Annotated in this window: 15 protein-coding genes; 12 read left to right on the top strand and 3 right to left on the bottom strand. The window is 58.7% G+C overall.

Annotated elements, in window-relative coordinates; genetic code table 11:
• Nucleotides 1-99: 99 nt before the first annotated feature.
• Complete coding sequence (locus tag QZX60_RS08115; RefSeq protein ID WP_295363509.1) at nt 100-1,356, bottom strand: S-methyl-5-thioribose kinase; 1,257 nt, start codon at nt 1,354-1,356, stop codon at nt 100-102.
• 727 nt (nt 1,357-2,083) lie between these two features.
• Nucleotides 2,084-4,255: an SIR2 family protein gene (locus QZX60_RS08120; protein WP_295363512.1), complete on the bottom strand. Its 2,172-nt coding sequence runs from the start codon at nt 4,253-4,255 to the stop codon at nt 2,084-2,086.
• Between the two features lie 205 nt (nt 4,256-4,460).
• Here QZX60_RS08120 and QZX60_RS08125 point away from each other — a divergent pair, with 205 nt between their 5' ends.
• Nucleotides 4,461-4,742, top strand: a complete 282-nt coding sequence (locus QZX60_RS08125; protein WP_295363515.1) for a type II toxin-antitoxin system RelB/DinJ family antitoxin — start codon at nt 4,461-4,463, stop codon at nt 4,740-4,742.
• On the top strand, nt 4,705-5,184 hold the full coding sequence (locus QZX60_RS08130; RefSeq protein WP_295363518.1) for a putative toxin-antitoxin system toxin component, PIN family: 480 nt from the start codon (nt 4,705-4,707) through the stop codon (nt 5,182-5,184). The genes QZX60_RS08125 and QZX60_RS08130 overlap by 38 nt, the downstream gene beginning before the upstream one ends.
• 157 nt (nt 5,185-5,341) lie before the next feature.
• On the opposite strand, the gene QZX60_RS09310 is transcribed toward QZX60_RS08130, so the two are convergent.
• The gene (locus QZX60_RS09310; protein ID WP_363174794.1) at nt 5,342-6,958 is read right to left on the bottom strand and encodes a DapH/DapD/GlmU-related protein; all 1,617 of its coding nucleotides are present in this window, start codon (nt 6,956-6,958) and stop codon (nt 5,342-5,344) included.
• A 253-nt stretch (nt 6,959-7,211) separates the two neighbouring features.
• Between QZX60_RS09310 and pyrB the strand changes: the two genes are divergently transcribed.
• The 10 genes from pyrB (at nt 7,212) to QZX60_RS08190 (ending at nt 16,533) form a co-directional block, all read left to right on the top strand.
• Nucleotides 7,212-8,165, top strand: a complete 954-nt coding sequence (pyrB, locus tag QZX60_RS08145) for an aspartate carbamoyltransferase (protein WP_295363521.1) — start codon at nt 7,212-7,214, stop codon at nt 8,163-8,165.
• Nucleotides 8,162-8,599, top strand: a complete 438-nt coding sequence (locus QZX60_RS08150; protein WP_295363524.1) for an aspartate carbamoyltransferase regulatory subunit — start codon at nt 8,162-8,164, stop codon at nt 8,597-8,599. Before pyrB ends, QZX60_RS08150 begins: the two co-directional genes overlap by 4 nt.
• 10 nt (nt 8,600-8,609) lie before the next feature.
• The gene (locus QZX60_RS08155; RefSeq protein WP_295363526.1) at nt 8,610-9,788 is read left to right on the top strand and encodes a dihydroorotase; all 1,179 of its coding nucleotides are present in this window, start codon (nt 8,610-8,612) and stop codon (nt 9,786-9,788) included.
• Nucleotides 9,772-10,620: an orotidine-5'-phosphate decarboxylase gene (gene pyrF / locus QZX60_RS08160; RefSeq protein WP_295363529.1), complete on the top strand. Its 849-nt coding sequence runs from the start codon at nt 9,772-9,774 to the stop codon at nt 10,618-10,620. Before QZX60_RS08155 ends, pyrF begins: the two co-directional genes overlap by 17 nt.
• Nucleotides 10,611-11,327 (top strand): dihydroorotate dehydrogenase electron transfer subunit, encoded by a 717-nt coding sequence (locus QZX60_RS08165; protein WP_295363532.1) that lies wholly within the window; start codon nt 10,611-10,613, stop codon nt 11,325-11,327. The genes pyrF and QZX60_RS08165 overlap by 10 nt, the downstream gene beginning before the upstream one ends.
• A complete protein-coding gene (locus QZX60_RS08170) occupies nt 11,324-12,229 on the top strand; it encodes a dihydroorotate dehydrogenase (protein WP_295363535.1) in 906 nt (301 codons plus the stop codon). The genes QZX60_RS08165 and QZX60_RS08170 overlap by 4 nt, the downstream gene beginning before the upstream one ends.
• A 15-nt stretch (nt 12,230-12,244) precedes the next feature.
• Nucleotides 12,245-12,976: a class B sortase gene (srtB, locus tag QZX60_RS08175; protein WP_295363539.1), complete on the top strand. Its 732-nt coding sequence runs from the start codon at nt 12,245-12,247 to the stop codon at nt 12,974-12,976.
• A gap of 37 nt (nt 12,977-13,013) precedes the next feature.
• Nucleotides 13,014-14,021: an LCP family protein gene (locus QZX60_RS08180; protein ID WP_295363541.1), complete on the top strand. Its 1,008-nt coding sequence runs from the start codon at nt 13,014-13,016 to the stop codon at nt 14,019-14,021.
• A gap of 100 nt (nt 14,022-14,121) precedes the next feature.
• Nucleotides 14,122-15,462: a butyryl-CoA:acetate CoA-transferase gene (locus QZX60_RS08185; RefSeq protein WP_295363543.1), complete on the top strand. Its 1,341-nt coding sequence runs from the start codon at nt 14,122-14,124 to the stop codon at nt 15,460-15,462.
• A gap of 75 nt (nt 15,463-15,537) precedes the next feature.
• Entirely contained in the window at nt 15,538-16,533 is a 996-nt protein-coding gene (locus QZX60_RS08190; protein ID WP_295363545.1) for a diaminopimelate dehydrogenase, read from the top strand.
• Nucleotides 16,534-16,620: the final 87 nt, after the last annotated feature.

The following is a 16,620-nucleotide window of genomic DNA, read 5'->3' on the forward strand; positions in this document are numbered from 1 at the left end:
GTGCAGCAGGATGAGAATTTCTTCTCTGTCTTGCTACACTTATATGGTACTAAAAGACCTGCGCTTTCGCTCAGGTCTTATCCTCAATTTATTAAATTTTTATTTGCCAAGGGCTTCTCTGGTGTCCTCGGTGACGCGGACGATGGTGTCGACGAAATCGCCGATATCCGCGATGTCTTCCCGGTGCATGACCAGCGCCTTCGCGAGAACGAAGAGGATCTGGCACGCCTCGATCTGGTCGGATTCCTCCGGAATCGTGTCGATGTCCGGCGTGCGGGTGCCGCGGCCGACCCGGCTGATGAGCTGGGCCCCGGCGAAGCCGATGGTTTCGTGGAAATACCGGTCGAGCAGGTAATCGCAGTAATCGTCAAACCCGCGGTAAATGTCGCGGACGTCTTCCTGCCAGCACGCCTTGAACACCGCGAAATAGGACTCGAGGAACATCCGGATGTTGTACAGCGCGTAGGCCCGCATTTCCGCCGGCGTGTGGTCCCCGGCCTGGGGACAGTAGAACCAGCGGACGTACTGGTAAATCAAATTGCCGATCAAATACCCCGAATCCGCGGAGCACGCGCCCATGAACGCGTATTCCATGTCGATGGTCTTCATGTGGTCGGCGTCCACCATCAAATTCGACGTGTGCAGGTCGGAGTGAATCAAGCACTCGGATTTGGCCATGTAAATGTGGCGCAGCTTGAGCATCTCGGTGCGGAAGGTGTGATCCGCCCAGACCTGCTGGGCCAGCGCCTGCCGTTTTGGATACGCCGCGTCGTCCGGGCCGATGGCCTTCGGCAGGAACAAAATGTTTTCAAACAAATTGCGCATCACCGGGTTGGCGAAGGCCGCTTCCAGCTCCTGATGGGTTTCCGGCTCGAGGTAGAGCTCCGAGGTGTAGAAATTATCCTTCGCGACCAGCTCGCCGACCATCGCCGGGATCTTCGGGTAGATCTTGCCGGCCATCATTTCGAAGCGCCAGATCTTGAGGTCCCCGCAGTCCTCGCAGATGTAGAGGTGATTGGGGGCGTCGATCAGGTAAATTTCAGGGATGTATTCCGGGGTGATCGCGGACTTGATCAGCATCAGCCGCGCTTCGAGGGTGTTGCGTTCGGGGACGTAGGGCGTCGCGCTTTCAAAAGTGCGGGCGTAGGGCCGGGCCTGCTTGAGGATCACCGAGCCGCCGGTGCGCGTATCCGTCACGCGGAACAGGAAATTGACGAAGCCGTCGCCGTCGTCGTCCGCCTTGGACGCGTCGCTGCCTATTTCGTAGACGTCGAGCACCGCATCCTTCGGAAACAAATTCGTCTCGTTCTGGATGTAGGCCGCCGCCGTGTCCTTTGTGATGTTTTGATAATCCATAGAGCCCCCCTGATCTGCCGCATATTGTGCCTAAATGTTCAGCATTATTGTAGCACGATTTCACAGCCTGGACAAGAAAGGGATTCGCCAATAAAAGATAAAAAAAGGACATGGCAGGGAAAAGAAAAAAGGGCAAAAAAACAGCTCCCCTCACACGATCCGAGGGGAGCTTATCTTATGCTGATTGACATAAACGAACTTTCCGGCGCTTCCTGAAATCTTCTTGTCAATTTCACCGCGCCCATGAATACGAATACCGCCGAGCCGACAACATTCTGGTCATGATCAGTTAAGTCTTAAAAAATTGAATACGAATACGACCAAACCAAATACTTACGTCCTTACACCTCTTTTAGGTTTAAGGCAACAATGATGTAAATTTCGAATTCTGCCGAACGACTGACTTTCGATTTTTGGAGAAAAATCGTTTTTAAAGATACGAATACTGCCAAACAAATACGATCTAAAGTTATTCAATTGTCAAAGAATACGAATTCTGCCAAACAAATTACTCATTCCTCTTTTTTTAAACAAGGAGGCGAAATGATTAGAATACGAATTCTACCAAACCGACAACTTCTTTGTATCTATCTGGAAAAGGAAATTTCCTTATGGTTGTATCATAAACCGTTTACACAAAAAGCACAAGGCTTTCACAGCGATTCGTTTAAAATTTAAGTTAAATTTAAGGCGTTTATGCGCCCTGGTGCATATTTCCCGGGAAATATCAGGCCTTGAGGGTATCGATCACCGCCGTGTATTCCGGGAATTTGCCGAGGCGCTTTTCGAAATCCGTCTGGGTCAACAGCGCCAGCCACCGGCCCTTGTTCGGGATTTTCCCGGGCTGCCCGCAGATCAGCTTCGCCACCGTCGGGAAGACGCCGGACGCCCGTTCCGGGTGGCGGATCAGCACCGAGAGCACCGCCGGCAGGCCTGCTTCCCGCAGCCGCTGCGCCTCGCCGAGGCTTAACGGGTTCGCCGCAATCAGCGTCACCAGGTTGGACAACGGGTCGAGCCAGCGCGGGTCCCGGAAGGCCTGCACGCTCGCGCAGAGGTTGTCGAAGATGGCAAAGGCCCGGTCCCGGTCGGCGAAGGGAATCCCCCTCGGGCGGTAGCGGGCGAACCACCGGGTCAGCTCCCGGGGCTTGGCGAATTTCGTCACGATGTCGACGTCCACGTCGTCCCAGGGGCGGGCCAGCTCCGGCGCCCCCGCCAGGGCGAGCATCCCCTGAATCGCGTATTTCAGGTAGGCCTGGGCGTTGGTCGAGGCGTCGAAGGGCAGGTGGTTGTCCCGGATGAAGAACCAATAGCCCCGGGCCCGGGCTGAGAGCCGCCCGTAAATGTGGCGGATCACCCGGGCGTCGTCCTCGGGGTGGGCGGCGCGGAGCCGATCCTCCAGGCGGTCCCGGTCGGTCATCATCGCGAACTGGTCCGTCGCCGTGGACTGGAACAGCTGGCGCAGAAAGCCCGTCCCCGGCTGGGTGCGCACCCATTCGGCCGAAAACAGCCGGGACAAATCGGCCGCGCTGCGCCGCTCGGCCAAATGGGCCCGCAGGGTGTGGAGCAGCCAGGCGATGGTATCATCCGGGTCCAGGGCCGCCGCGTCCGCCGCGACAGCCGCCGCCGGGTCGTGGCCGAGAAGGTGGCCGTAATCGATCTGCGCCGCCGGGGAGGCCGTCTCGAGATCGTCCTGCAAATCGAGGTAGCGGTTGTCCAGGTAATCCCTGAGGAGGATCGTTTCCTTCTCACTTCTGGCCGGCAGATCGGGCAGCGCGATGGGCGTCTCTCCGGCGCAGGCGAGGGTTTGGATGCCGGCCTTGGCGAAGGCGGCGGGGGCCGCCGCGCGCCGGTCGGCGAACACCGGCCGAAGCCGCCTGAACATTTCCGGGTCCTTCAGGATCAGCGTCGTGTACACCACCTCCGACGGGCCGAAGTCGAAGGCGTTCAGCAGGTCGTCCGCGGCGATGCGCCCGTAGGTGAGCAGCGGCGTCAGCCGCTCGTCCAGGGTGTCGGCCAGGGAGAGCACGTGCTGGAACAGTCTGTCGTCGGTGATGCACCGCAGGTAGGCGTAGAGCCTTCGCCCGAAGGCCGAGGTCAAAGACGGCGGAATCGGCGCCCGCCCGAGGATCACGTCCGGCAGGGTGTTCAGATCGACCACCGACAGGTTGCGGCTGGCCAGGCGGCGCACCTCGTAGCGGGACGGGGTCTTGGTCTGAACCAGGAAATTCTGGGGCCGACCCTTCACCTGATGCTGCTTCCTGAAGAAATTGATCCAGTTGAGAATCAAATTCAAATTGTAGTCGTTCAGGGAGTACCCGATGAACAAGAAGGTGTGGTTGATGAGCAGCGAGCGGATAAAGGTCGAGACCAGCGGGTGATTCTGCTCGTAGTCCAGGTAGTCGCTCTCCTTGACGACCACCGTCCGCGGGTCCTTGATGTCGCCGTGCATCTTGATCAAATACCGGTCCGACGACACCGAGAGCAGGTCGGCGTCCTGGGAGACGACGGCGTAAAGCCGGGTGTTCAGCGACTGGGCCCGCTCCAGCAAATCGTCGACGTTGGTGGTGACGATGTGGTGGGGGCGGATCTCGAAAATCAGCTCGTCGATGGGGTTGGCCGGCGCGTCGCTGGCCAGAATCTCGGTGATCGTCCGGTAATAATCGACGTGATCCGGGGAGGTGTCCTGCTCGTAGAGATACTCGGGAATCCGCAGGTAGACTTCGGGGTTAAAAGGCGCGTCACTGTTGAAGTCCGCCGGCAGCTTCAGCGCGATCTGGCGGATCATCTGCTTCCAGGTCGGCAGCCCCGAATTGGCCGACACCCCCGAGCCCACGAAAATCACCAGCTGATTTTTCGCCTGGGCCCGCTGAATCGCCCGAACCGAATGAATCCAATTCATTGCATCATCTTCCTTTCTCGCTCTCGCATTTCCATTTTATATTTAGGATAAACCGAGTGCATTAAAAATAGATAAAAGGTTAAATTACGGAAAAAGCGCCCGAAATTCTGGGTATTTGTTTAAAGGTGTACTGAATATGCAATCATATGATTGCATTTGTAGTTGTATTTTGATATAATGATGCTAAGAATAGGAGGTGTGAACCATGGCAAATACACTCGTGCAGTTCCGTGCCGACGATACCGAACGGACAGAGGCGATTCAAATTCTCGACCAACTGGGGCTCGATATGCCTTCCTATCTCAGGATGTGCATTTCCCGCCTGGTGAAAGAAAAGGGCGTCCCCTTCAGCATGAAAATCGAAGATAACCCCATTAATAAAGGGGTGCAGGCGATGAAACAGGCCAGCCGAATCGCTGCAGAAAACGGCATATCCGACATGACCCTCGATGAAATTAACGCGGAAATCGCGGCAGCCAGAAAGTGAGATGGCCGTGAAATATTATGCGGTGATTGACACAAACGTTCTGGTTTCAGCGGCAATTAAGTGGGAATCCGTCCCCGGGAGTATCATCAATTTGGCGTATAACGATGTGATTGTGCCGCTGGTGAACCCAGAAATCCTGAACGAATACAGAACTGTGCTCATGCGGCCAAAATTTCATCTAACAGAGACTATTGTCGACGATATCCTCGACGAGATGACGGCTCATGCCGTTCGTATTGATGAAGAACACCTGGAAATTGATCTGCCCGATCCAAAGGATCGTGTCTTTTACGAGGTGACACTCGAAGCCCGCAAAAACGAATCGGCCTACCTTGTTACGGGAAATATCAAGCATTTTCCAACAAAACCCTTTGTCGTGACGCCGCGGCAGATGCTGAATATCATTTTAAATGATTCCAATGACAGAGATGCGCGGGGTTAAATTACAGACAAAAGGCTTGTTTCTCTCTTTCCTAAATCATGGCGCTTCCGCTGCGGCGGAGGCGCTTTTTTGTTCAAAAATATTCTTCATTATTTCAATGCCAGGCAAAATAAAAAACGCGGCCGAAGCCGCGCTTGAATGCTTTAAATCACAGGAATCAGTCGAGGGTCTTGACGAAGCCGCCGGGGATCGCCTCGAACGCCTGGCCCTCTTCGTTGTCCATCAGCTCGATGTATTCGGCCGCGTTGTCGCGGATGCCCTGGATTTCTTCGTCGGTCAGGCTCCTCACCGCCTTGGCCGGCGAGCCGAGAATCAGCGAGCCTTCCGGGAAGGTTTTGCCCTGGGTGACCAGGGAGCCGGCACCGACGATGCAGTTGTCCGGGATGTCCGCGCGGTTCATGACCGTCGCGCCCATGCCGATTAAGACGTTGTCGCCGATGTCGCAGCCGTGAATCGTGCAGTTGTGGCCGATGGTGACGCCGTCGCCGATGATGGTCGGCGTCTTGATGTCCACGTGGACCACCGAGCCGTCCTGAACGTTGGTGCGCTCGCCAATGGTGATCGGCGCCTGGTCGCCGCGAACCACGGCCGAGTACCAAATCGACGAGTCCTCGCCGATGCGCACGTCGCCGACGACGGTGGCGTTCTTCGCGATGAAAATATGCTTGTCCGGCTTGCGCGCCGGTGCTGCTTTAGGTGTATCTGTCATTTCAGGCCTCCGGGTTTCGGGCTCCGCCGCGGCCTTCAGTGCTGCCGCCGCGGCGGGCGTGTGGGTAATCGCAGGCGCGGGGTCGGAGGGCGCAGCTTCGGCTGCCGGTGCGGGTTCTGGTTCTGGGCTCACTTCAGGAGCTGGCGCTTCGGGGCGGGCTGAAGCCCCGGAATAGGCTTCAGCTTCAGGCTCCCCCGCGTCGTCCTTTTCAGCCGCCTTGGCCGCCTTGACCCGCTGCCAATTCCCTTTGAGCGGAATGTCCTCGATCGGGCGCTTGTTGTACTGATTATAAGTATACCCGTCCGGGGCGTCGGTGTCATCATTTTTAAGAATGTGGGCGTTGCCAGAATAAGTTGTCACGTCCGCGGTCTTCCCGAGACTGTCGGTGATGCCGGAATTGCCGCCGTAGGTCGGGACGTCCGAGGCGGAGCCGAGGCTGTCGGTGATCCCGGCGTTGCCGCCGTAAGTCGGCACGTCGGTGGAGAAGCCGCCCATGACCGCCGCGTTGCCGCCGTAGGTGCCGCCGGAGACGTCGTCCGCGACGTTCTTCAAAAGATCGGCGTTGCCGGTGTAGGTGCCTTCGTCGGCCTTGCGCTTCGCGAAATCTTCCCGGCCCTCGAGCTTGTAGTCGCCGGACACCGTGACCTTGTAGCCGCTGTTCGCGTGGACGGTTTCGTCGTCGTCCAGGGGCAGGCGCCGACGGTGGGGGATGTCGACCAGGCTCTTCTGGTTCTTCGCCCGTTCGATGGTCTTGTTGATCTTGAAGCACACGCCGTCAAAATCGGCGTCCACTTCCCGGTAGGTGAAGGACAAGAGCTTTAAGCCCATGCTTCTCAGGGCGTCGCCCTTGCGGCCGGAGCCGGAAAAATGGTGGAATTTTTCCAGCTCGACGACGAATTCCCCCTCAGGGCAGTAGAACAAAAAGTGATCCATCCCGGCCATGATGCTGCGCTGGAAATGCGCCGCGGCCTTGTCCTTCAGGAAATCGGCCCACAGCCGTTTTTCCTGGGGCGAGGACATCCGTTCGAAATCCTCGACAGTGGGTTGTTTAAAATTGTCTGACATATCTATACTCCCTCCAAGCTAAAAATCCTGGTGTGTGATCCGCTTAAAATCAATCACGACCATGATAACACGATTTCATTGAAAAAAGGATAAAGTATATTGTCGATTCACTAGAAATTTTTACGGCGCCGGGCGGGGCGCGGGCCGCGCCTTTTTTATTGACGAAAGCGCCCAAATCAAATAAAATAAATAAAGTATAAGCATTTTTAGGCACAACGTGAAACCTGTTTTATTATAAAGTGAGGAGGCTGTCATGTCAGACAGACAGAGTGAGGCGGCGCGCACCGAATTAAAGGGGCGTCAGCTGATCGAACCTGGAGATTTTACAGTAGCGGAGCTGGAGAGCATTTTTGAATTGGCGGACCGGATCATCGCCGACCCCGAAGCGGCGATGGACTGGGCCCGGGGCAAGCTCATGGCCAGCTTGTTTTACGAACCGTCGACCCGGACGCGGTTCAGCTTTGAATCGGCGATGATGCGCCTCGGCGGACGGGTCTTCGGCTTCGACGACCCGACCACCTCGTCGGTGTCCAAGGGCGAAACCCTGATGGACACCGCGAAGGTCATCTCCTGCTACGCGGACATCGCCGTGATCCGCCACCCCCGCGAGGGGACGGCGCGGCTCTTCGCCCAGTCGGTGCCGGATATGCCGGTGATCAACGCCGGCGACGGCGGCCACGAACACCCGACCCAGACCCTCACCGACCTGCTGACGATCCGCCACCTGCTGGGCAGCTGCGGCGGCCACACCGTCGGCGTCTGCGGGGACCTGCTCTTCGGGCGCACCATTCATTCCTTGGTGAAGACCTTGAACCGCTACCCGGGCAACCGCTTCATCTTCATTTCGCCGAAGGAGCTGCGCATGCCGGAATACTTCCTGTCCATGCTGCCTGAAGGCTCCTACGTCGAAACCGACAGCCTCGACGACGTCATCGGCGACGTCGACATCCTGTACATGAGCCGCGTCCAGCGGGAACGCTTCGTCAACGAAGAAGAATACATCCGCTTGAAGGACGTCTACATCCTCGACCGCCACAAGATGAAGCGCGCCAAGGACGACATGATCGTCATGCACCCGCTGCCGCGGGTCAACGAAATCGCCACCGAGGTGGACGACGACCCGCGGGCCGTGTACTTCAAGCAGGCGAAATTCGGCATGTACGTGCGCATGGCGCTGATCAGCAAATTACTGGGGGTAGATCAATGATTAACGTATCGGAACTGAAAAAAGGCATCGTGATCGACCACATCGAAGCCGGCCACGGGATTCACATCTTCAAGCAGCTCCACCTCGACGAGCTGACTGACCCGGTGGTGCTGCTCACCAACATCCCGAGCAACAAAACCGGCACCAAGGACATGATCAAAATCGAAACGGACTTCAAGATCAACATGAACGTCCTCGGCCTCATCGACCCCAACGTGACGATCAACTTCGTCCAGCAGGGCAAGGTGACCAGCAAGCTCAAGCTGACCCTGCCCCGGGAGGTCGTCGGCATCATGAAATGCAAGAATCCGCGGTGCATCACCAACCACGAACCGGTGAAGGACGTCCACTTCTACCTCGTCGACGAAGCGGAAAAAATCTACCGCTGCGAGTACTGCGACGCCTACACCAAATTTAAACCAGAAGAAAACTGAGGCTTTTGACATGAGACTACTTTTTACAAACATCAAGGTCGTCGACGGTACCGGCGTGCGCGAGGGCAAGGTCATGACCGAGGACGGCAAGATCCGCAAGGTCTACAAGGCCCGCGGCCGCGTCCAGACCCAGTACGACAGAGAAATCGACGGCGGCGGCAAGGTGCTGATGCCCGGGTTCATCGACATGCACTGCCACCTGCGCGATCCGGGCCTGACCTACAAAGAGGATTTGTCCACCGGCCTGCACGCGGCGGCCAAGGGCGGCTTCACCACCGTCTGCCCGATGGCCAACACCAAACCTGTGATGGACACGGCCGACAAGGTGGCGGCCAACATGAAGCGGGGCAACGCCCTGGGCCTGACCGAAATGATTCAGGTCTCGGCGGTGACCAAGGATTTCTCGAACTTCACCTTCGATTTGGTGGATTTTGACAGCTTGTCCAAGGTGACGCCGATTTTCTCCAACGACGGCCACAACGTCGACAACCCCGACGTGATGCGCGAGGCCCTGAAGGCCAGCGCCAAATACGGCATCGTCATCGCGACCCACAACGAACCGGAGACGGAAACCGTCGTCCGGGACATCGACATATTGAAAGGCATTCCCGGCGCGAAGCTGCACATCTGCCACATCTCGAAGAAGGCGACCCTCGACGCCATCGTCGGCGCGAAGAAGCTGGGGCTCGACATCACCTGCGAAGTGACGCCCCACCACGTCTACGCCTCGGGACTGGGCTACCGGGTGCACCCGCCGTTCCGCTCCTGGGCGGACCGCAAGGCCCTGCTCGAAGGGGCCCTTTCCGGCGCCATCGACTGCTGCGGCACCGACCACGCGCCCCACTCCGACGAGGACAAGCTCAAGGGCTCGCCGGGGATCAACAATTTTGAAACGGCGTTCGCGATGTACCACACCGCGTTTTCTGCCGTCGGCATGGATTTGGTCCGCCTGTCCCAGATGATGAGCCAGACTCCGGCGCGCCGTCTGGGCCTGAAAAGCGGCCTGATCGCGGAAGGCTACCCGGCTGACCTGGTCCTGGTGGATCCGGACCTCGACTGGCAGGTAGCCAGCTCGAAATTCGTCTCGAAGAGCCACAACACGCCCTTCGACGCGAAATGGCTCAAAGGACAGGTCTTGATGACCGTGAAAGGAGGACGAATCATCTATGATCATGGATCGTTTGTATAAGGCAGCGGCGGAAAGCCCGGTGTGTGTCGGCCTCGACACGAAGCTCGAATACCTGCCGGCGTGCGTCGCCGACATGGACACGGACAACGGCGAAAAAATCTTCGAATTCAACAAGAAGATCATCGACGCCACCGCCGACCTGGCGGGGTGTTACAAGGTGCAGGTGGCCTGCTACGAAGCCCTGGGCCTTGAAGGGATGAGCGCCTACGCGCGCACCGTCAAATACGCGCGCGAACAGGGCAAGCTCGTCATCGGCGACTGCAAGCGCGGGGACATTTCCTCCACCGCCGAACAGTACGCGAAGGGCCATTTCGAAGGGGATTTCGAGGTGGATTTCCTGACCGTCAACGCCTACATGGGTGTCGACGCCATCTCCCCGTACCTGCCTTATTTGAAAGACAAGGACAAGGGGATTTTCGTGCTGACCCACACCTCCAACCCCTCGGCCAAGGATTTACAGGAACAGAAATTAGAAGACGGCAGCATGGTCTTTGAAAAGATGGCCGACCTCGTCGAAACCTGGGGCGCCGATTTCGTCGGCGAATCGGGCTACTCGGCGATCGGCGCGGTGGTCGGGCTGACCTATCCGGAAGCCTTCGCCGACATCCAGGCCCGCTGCCCCCACACCTTCTTCCTGGTGCCGGGCTACGGCGCCCAGGGCGGCACCGGCAAGGACATCGCGGACATCTTCAAGCGCTCCCGCTGTGCCGTGATCAATTCATCCCGTGGGATCATCTGCGCCCACTGGGGCAAGACGGAGGGTCCTGATTTCGTCGACTACATCCGCGACGCGGCTGCGGCGATGAAGAAGGATATCCTGCAATGGCTGTAATCAAATCCAACTACGCGATCGCCGAGGGCATCTACCTGATGGAGGTGGCCTGGCAGGGCGAGGTGCGCCCGGGGCAGTTCTTCATGCTCCGCGCCTGGGAGCGCGATCCGCTTCTCTCCCGGCCGATCTCGGTCTGTGACTACGACGAGGAAAGCGGCACCCTGACCTTTCTCTACATGGTCAAGGGGCAGGGCACGCGGCTGATGAGCCGCCTCGGCCCGATGGACGCCATCACCCTGGACGGCCCCCACGGCAACGGCTTTCCGGAAATCAAGTCCAATTTGGTAGCCGTCGGCGGCGGGATCGGCATCGCCCCGCTGCTCTACACGATCAAGGACTTTAAGCGCAGGCACAAGCGCCGCAAGGTCCGTGCTTATCTCGGCTTCTCGAGCGAGTCCTACTACGTCGAGGCCTTTAACAAGGTGGCGGACGACGTCATCGTCAACATCGGCGGCATCATCACCGATATCGTCGAGGTCAAGCGCGGCGAAACCGTCATCGCCTGCGGGCCGAACATCATGATGCAGGCCCTGGCCGACGTCGTGCCGCCGAAGCACGACGTCTACCTGTCCCTCGAAAAACGCATGGCCTGCGGCATGGGCGTGTGCCTCGGCTGCTCGATCCCGACGGTGGACGGCAACCGTCAGGTCTGCTCCGACGGGCCGGTCTTCACGAGAGAAACGCTGATGTGGGGAGGTGCAAAATGAGCGGCAGACTGAGAACCCAATTCGCGGGCGTGACCTTCAAGAACCCCGTCGTCACGGCGTCGGGGACCTTCGGCTTCGGCCGCGAATTTGAAAAGATTTACGATTTGAGCCGTCTCGGCGGCCTGTGCACCAAGGGGCTGACCCTGACGCCCCGGCCGGGCAACACCGGCGAGCGCCTCTGGGAGACGCCGTCGGGCCTGCTCAACTCCATCGGGCTGGAAAACCCGGGGGTCGACACCTTCATCGAACGGGAATGGCCCCATTTGAAGGACATCGACACCGTGACCATCCCAAACGTCGGCGGCTCGGACGAGGCGACCTACCTCGGCGCGGTCGAAAAATTCAACGACCTGCCGGTGTCCCTGATCGAGCTGAACATCTCCTGCCCCAACGTCAAGTGCGGGGGCATGGCCTTCGGGATGGACCCGGATCAGGCCTACAACATCACCCGGAAGGTGGTCGAAGTCTCGACCCACCCGATTATGGCGAAGCTGACGCCCAACGCCCCGGATCTGGTCGCTGTGGCCCGCGCCTGTGAAGAAGCCGGCGCGGCGGGCCTGAGCCTGATCAACACGATTCAGGGCATGGCGGTGGACATCGACAGAAAGCGCATCGTCTTTGACAACGTCTACGCGGGGCTCTCCGGCCCGGCGGTCAAGCCCATCGCGCTGCGCATGGCTCACCAGGTGATTCAAGCGGTAAAAATTCCGGTCATGGCCCTCGGCGGCATCGCAAACTGGCGCGACGCCCTGGAATTCATCATGATCGGTGCGGCCTGCGTGCAGGTCGGCACGATGAGCTTCGTCGCCCCGACGACGGCGGTGGACATCGTCGACGGCCTCGAAAAATACTGCGTGGACCAGGGCCTCGCGAACATCGACGAGGTCCGCGGGATTCTCTAGAAAGCCCGTCCCTAAATGAAAAAATTTTTATATCGGCTTCTCATTGTGATCTGCATCGGCGTGATCGCCTTCTCGGGCTATCAGCTGGTGCGGATTTATTTGAAATACAAGGTCGGCACCGACGCCTACAAGAAGACGGCGTCCCAGGCGGTCAAGTCAAAAAGTGACGACGACAAAAACCACGTGCCGATTTCGGTGGATTTCGACAAGCTGAAGGCGGAAAACCCGGACGTCGTCGGCTGGCTCTACTGCAAGGGCACGCCGATCAACTACCCGGTGGTGCAGGGGAAGGACAACAGCGAGTACCTGCACAAGCTCTTCAACGGAACCCGCAATTTCTCAGGGACGCTCTTTGTCGACGTCAACAGCCCGAAGGATATGAGCGGGCCCAACACGATCATCTACGGCCACGCGATGAAAAACGGCTCGATGTTCGGCATGCTCGGCCATTTCAAAAAGGCGAGCTACTACAAAAAGCACAAATACATGTGGTACCTGACGCCAGAGGGCAATTACCGCCTCGATTTGATCCGCGGCTACACCGCCCCGGCGGACAGCCTGATTTACTCGGCCTTTGATTTAGCCAAGGTCCAGGCGGTGCTGGCACAGACGGAATCGAAATCAGATTTTAACGCGGGCATTGACCGGCTGACGGTTTCGAAAATCGTGACCCTCTCCACCTGTGCCTACGATTACGACGACGCCCGCTACATCGTCATCACCGTGCCGACCCGGGTCGACCAGTAGGCGTCATTAAAGCGTAAAATTGAAGAAAGGAATTGCCATGAAACGCGAGACGATCCTCAGTGCTGCCGCGAAGGGGCTGTGGGCGCTGATGTGCCTATCCCTTTTGATGGTGGTGGTTCAGGGCGCGCGCCTCGGCGTCTTCCCATCCTGGGCGGTGACCCTGGCCGCGGCTGTGGCCGCTGGCCTCGGGGCCTGGCTCGGCTGGCTGGTGTGGCGGCCGTCTAAGGACACCCGGTACACCACCCGCACCCGGCGCTACACCGGTCCCATTGTGGCGGCGGCGGTGATCGCCGCTTTGTGTTTGATCGGCTTCCACGTCGAATCCATCGCGAAATCGGCCGGAGACGCGGTGTTCACCTCGGACAAGGCGGCGGGCGCGTCAGTGAATGCGCCCTTCACCCTCGCCATCGCCACGAGTCAGGGCGCCGGGAACAACGGGATGTACGCCTTCGCCGCGGTCAACCCCGAGACGAAAACGATCGAGGCGGTGAGCGTCCCGAATACGGCCCTGGTCGACGACGGTGCCGGCGGCACCGCGCCTCTCAACAGCCTAAGTTTCAGCGCGGCGGTTTCGGCGATGGAAAAGGTCTTCGGCATCCAGGCGGGCCACCGCCTTCAGCTCAGCACCGAAGGGCTCAAGACGACGGTCGACGAGCTGGGCGGCATCCGGGTCACCTCGAGCGAGACCTTCACCTCAGGCGGCCACACCTTCACCGCCGGGACCAACAGCTTAAACGGCAGCGAGGCCCTCGCCTTCGGCGCGAAAAGCAGCGCCAATCAGCTGCTGGTGCTCGACGCGGTGATCCGCAAAATGGCCTCTGAGGAGGTGCTCACCCATTACAGCACGGTGATGGCGGGCCTGGGCCGGACGATCAAGACGGATTTCAGCGCGAAGCAGTTCGCTCAGCTGGCGAAGTCGGCGTCGGGCTGGCAGACCACCACCTACGCGGTGACCGGCACCGATACCGGATCCGGCACTACTTTAGATACGGACACGATTGCGGCGGCGAAGTCCCGCCTGGAATTGGTTTTAAAGGGCAATTAGATCACAAGTCAGCGCTTTTAAATTGAAAGGCGCGGCAATAAATGTTATAATTTTAACGTAAAAAGAGAATTTTTTGTTTACAAGTATCGAGGAGGGTTCAATGAGTTATCTTAAAGAATACGCAGACAAGCTGACGACCGCCGACGAAGCGGTCAAGGTCATCAAGGACGGCGACTACATCGATTACGGATGGGTCACCTGTACCGTACAGAAGCTGGACGAAGCGTTAGCCAAGCGCATGCCCGAGCTCCACGACCTGAACATCTATGGCGGGATCATTCCGTCTCGTCCGAAGATCTTCGACGTCGAAAATCCGGCAGATCACTTCACCTGGAATTCCTGGTTCTACTCCGGCATCGACCGCCACGAAGTGGGCAACGGCTTCGTTTTCCACGGACCGGTGCGCTACTCGGAAGTGCCGAGATACTACCGCGACATGTCCCATCCGCTGAACGTCGCGATGTTCCAGGCCGCGCCGATGGACAAGCACGGCTGGTTCAACTTCGGGCCTAACGCCTCCCACATGCGGGAAATCGTCAACAAGGCCGACGTGGTCATCGTCGAAGTCAACACCTCTGTGCCGCGCTGCCTCGGCATCGAAGAAGCGGTGCACATCTCTGAAGTCGACATGATCGTCGAAGGGGACAACCCGGCGATGCGCGAAACCGGCGGCGCCACCGAACCGACGGAAGTGGATCTGGCTGTCGCACGTCAGATCGTCGCGGAAATTCCGGACGGCGCGACGCTCCAGCTCGGGATCGGCGGCATGCCCAACACCGTCGGCACCCTGATCGGCGAATCCGACCTGAAGGATCTGGGCGTTCACACCGAAATGTACGTCGATTCTTTCGTCGACCTGACGATGAAGGGCAAGATCACCGGCGCCCGCAAGGCCCGCGACCGCTACAAACAGACCTACGCCTTCGGCTCAGGCACGAAGAAGCTCTACGACTTCCTCGATGACAACCCGGCCTGCATGGCTGCGCCTGTCAACTACGTCAACGACCCGAGCATCATCGGCGAATTCGACAACTTCATCTCGATCAACAACGCGGTCGACATGGATTTATACGGCCAGATCAACGCCGAATCCGCAGGGATCCGTCAGATTTCCGGCTCCGGCGGACAGCTGGACTTCGTCCTCGGCGCTTACAAATCCAACGGCGGCAAGAGCTTCATCTGCATGTCCTCTTCCTTCACCGACAAGAAGGGCGTCAAGCACTCCCGCATCAAGCCGACTTTGACCGAAGGCTCCATCGTCACCGACACCCGCACCAACCCGATGTACATCGTCACCGAATACGGCATGGCCTATTTGAAGGGCGCAACCACCTGGGAAAGAGCGGAACAGCTGATCAACATCGCCGATCCGGACTTCCGCGACGAATTGATCGCAGCGGCGGAAAAGATGCACATCTGGCGCCGTTCCAACAAGCGTTAATTCCCTTTGACAAACCCCTCCCACCGGAGTAGAATAATAGATTAGAAAGCTAAATAATTCGATGGGAGGATCGATATGAAAACTAGAGTAGGGATTATGGGCTACGGCAATCTGGGCCGCGGTGTCGAAGCGGCCATTGCCCAGAACCCGGACATGGAACTGGTCGGCGTGTTCACTCGCCGGGAGCCGGAAACGGTGAAGATCGCGACAGCAGGCGTCGGCGTCTACAAGCTCGACGACTGCAAGACCATGCAGGACGACATCGACGTGATGATCCTGTGCGGCGGCTCAGCGGCCGACCTGCCTTGGATGTCGCCGGAATACGCCCACTTTTTCAACACTGTGGAATCCTTCGACACCCACGCTGACATTCCGTGGCACGTGGACAACGTCAACGCGTCGGACATCGCCAACGACAAGACGAGCATCGTCTCCTGCGGGTGGGACCCGGGCCTGTTCTCGGTCAACCGCGTGATGATGGACGCGGTGCTGCCGGTGGGCAAGGCCTACACCTTCTGGGGCCGGGGCGTCAGCCAAGGCCACTCGGACGCGGTGCGCCAGATTCCGGGGGTCAAGGACGCCAGACAGTACACCCTGCCGGTGCAGGACGTGATCGACGCGATCCGCGGCGGCGCGGTGCCGGAACTGACCCCGAGACAGATGCACACCCGCGAAGTATTCGTGGTCTGTGACGACGACGTGACCGAAGACGACAAGGCCGATATCGTCGACGACATCAAGACGATGCCGGCTTATTTCGAAGACTACGACACGACGGTCCACTTCATCTCCGAAGAAGAAATGCAGCGCGACCACAGCGGCATGCCTCACGGCGGCTTCGTGATCCGCAGCGGCGGCGTCGGCCCAGACGGCAAGGACAAGGCCGTCGTCGAATTCAGCCTGAAGCTCGATTCCAACCCGGAATTCACCGGGAGCGTCCTCGTGGCCTGCGCGAGAGCCTGCCACCGCCTGAATCAGGAAGGGCAGTACGGCTGCAAGACCATGCTCGACGTGCCGCCGGCTTACTACAGCCCGATGAGCCGGGATGAGCTGCTGGAAAAAATGATGTAAGCCCAAATCCTTTTTAGGGAATCTGATGCCTTCCGCCCCTTTGCCGGGGTGGGAGGCTTTTTTGCGTTTTTTAGCCGGATTGCGAGA

Origin of the sequence: uncultured Pseudoramibacter sp. (assembly GCF_903789625.1) — a bacterium.
In the GTDB taxonomy this organism is placed as follows: domain Bacteria; phylum Bacillota; class Clostridia; order Eubacteriales; family Eubacteriaceae; genus Pseudoramibacter; species Pseudoramibacter fermentans.

Coding starts and splice junctions, on each gene's coding strand:
- QZX60_RS08180 (WP_295363541.1), top strand. CDS start 13,014: ATGAAACGCGAGACGATCCTCAGTGCTGCCGCGAAGGGGCTGTGGGCG.
- srtB (WP_295363539.1), top strand. CDS start 12,245: ATGAAAAAATTTTTATATCGGCTTCTCATTGTGATCTGCATCGGCGTG.
- QZX60_RS08115 (WP_295363509.1), bottom strand. CDS start 1,356: ATGGATTATCAAAACATCACAAAGGACACGGCGGCGGCCTACATCCAG.
- pyrF (WP_295363529.1), top strand. CDS start 9,772: ATGGATCGTTTGTATAAGGCAGCGGCGGAAAGCCCGGTGTGTGTCGGC.
- QZX60_RS09310 (WP_363174794.1), bottom strand. CDS start 6,958: ATGTCAGACAATTTTAAACAACCCACTGTCGAGGATTTCGAACGGATG.
- QZX60_RS08190 (WP_295363545.1), top strand. CDS start 15,538: ATGAAAACTAGAGTAGGGATTATGGGCTACGGCAATCTGGGCCGCGGT.
- QZX60_RS08125 (WP_295363515.1), top strand. CDS start 4,461: ATGGCAAATACACTCGTGCAGTTCCGTGCCGACGATACCGAACGGACA.
- pyrB (WP_295363521.1), top strand. CDS start 7,212: ATGTCAGACAGACAGAGTGAGGCGGCGCGCACCGAATTAAAGGGGCGT.
- QZX60_RS08120 (WP_295363512.1), bottom strand. CDS start 4,255: ATGAATTGGATTCATTCGGTTCGGGCGATTCAGCGGGCCCAGGCGAAA.
- QZX60_RS08170 (WP_295363535.1), top strand. CDS start 11,324: ATGAGCGGCAGACTGAGAACCCAATTCGCGGGCGTGACCTTCAAGAAC.
- QZX60_RS08165 (WP_295363532.1), top strand. CDS start 10,611: ATGGCTGTAATCAAATCCAACTACGCGATCGCCGAGGGCATCTACCTG.
- QZX60_RS08150 (WP_295363524.1), top strand. CDS start 8,162: ATGATTAACGTATCGGAACTGAAAAAAGGCATCGTGATCGACCACATC.
- QZX60_RS08155 (WP_295363526.1), top strand. CDS start 8,610: ATGAGACTACTTTTTACAAACATCAAGGTCGTCGACGGTACCGGCGTG.
- QZX60_RS08130 (WP_295363518.1), top strand. CDS start 4,705: ATGAAATTAACGCGGAAATCGCGGCAGCCAGAAAGTGAGATGGCCGTG.
- QZX60_RS08185 (WP_295363543.1), top strand. CDS start 14,122: ATGAGTTATCTTAAAGAATACGCAGACAAGCTGACGACCGCCGACGAA.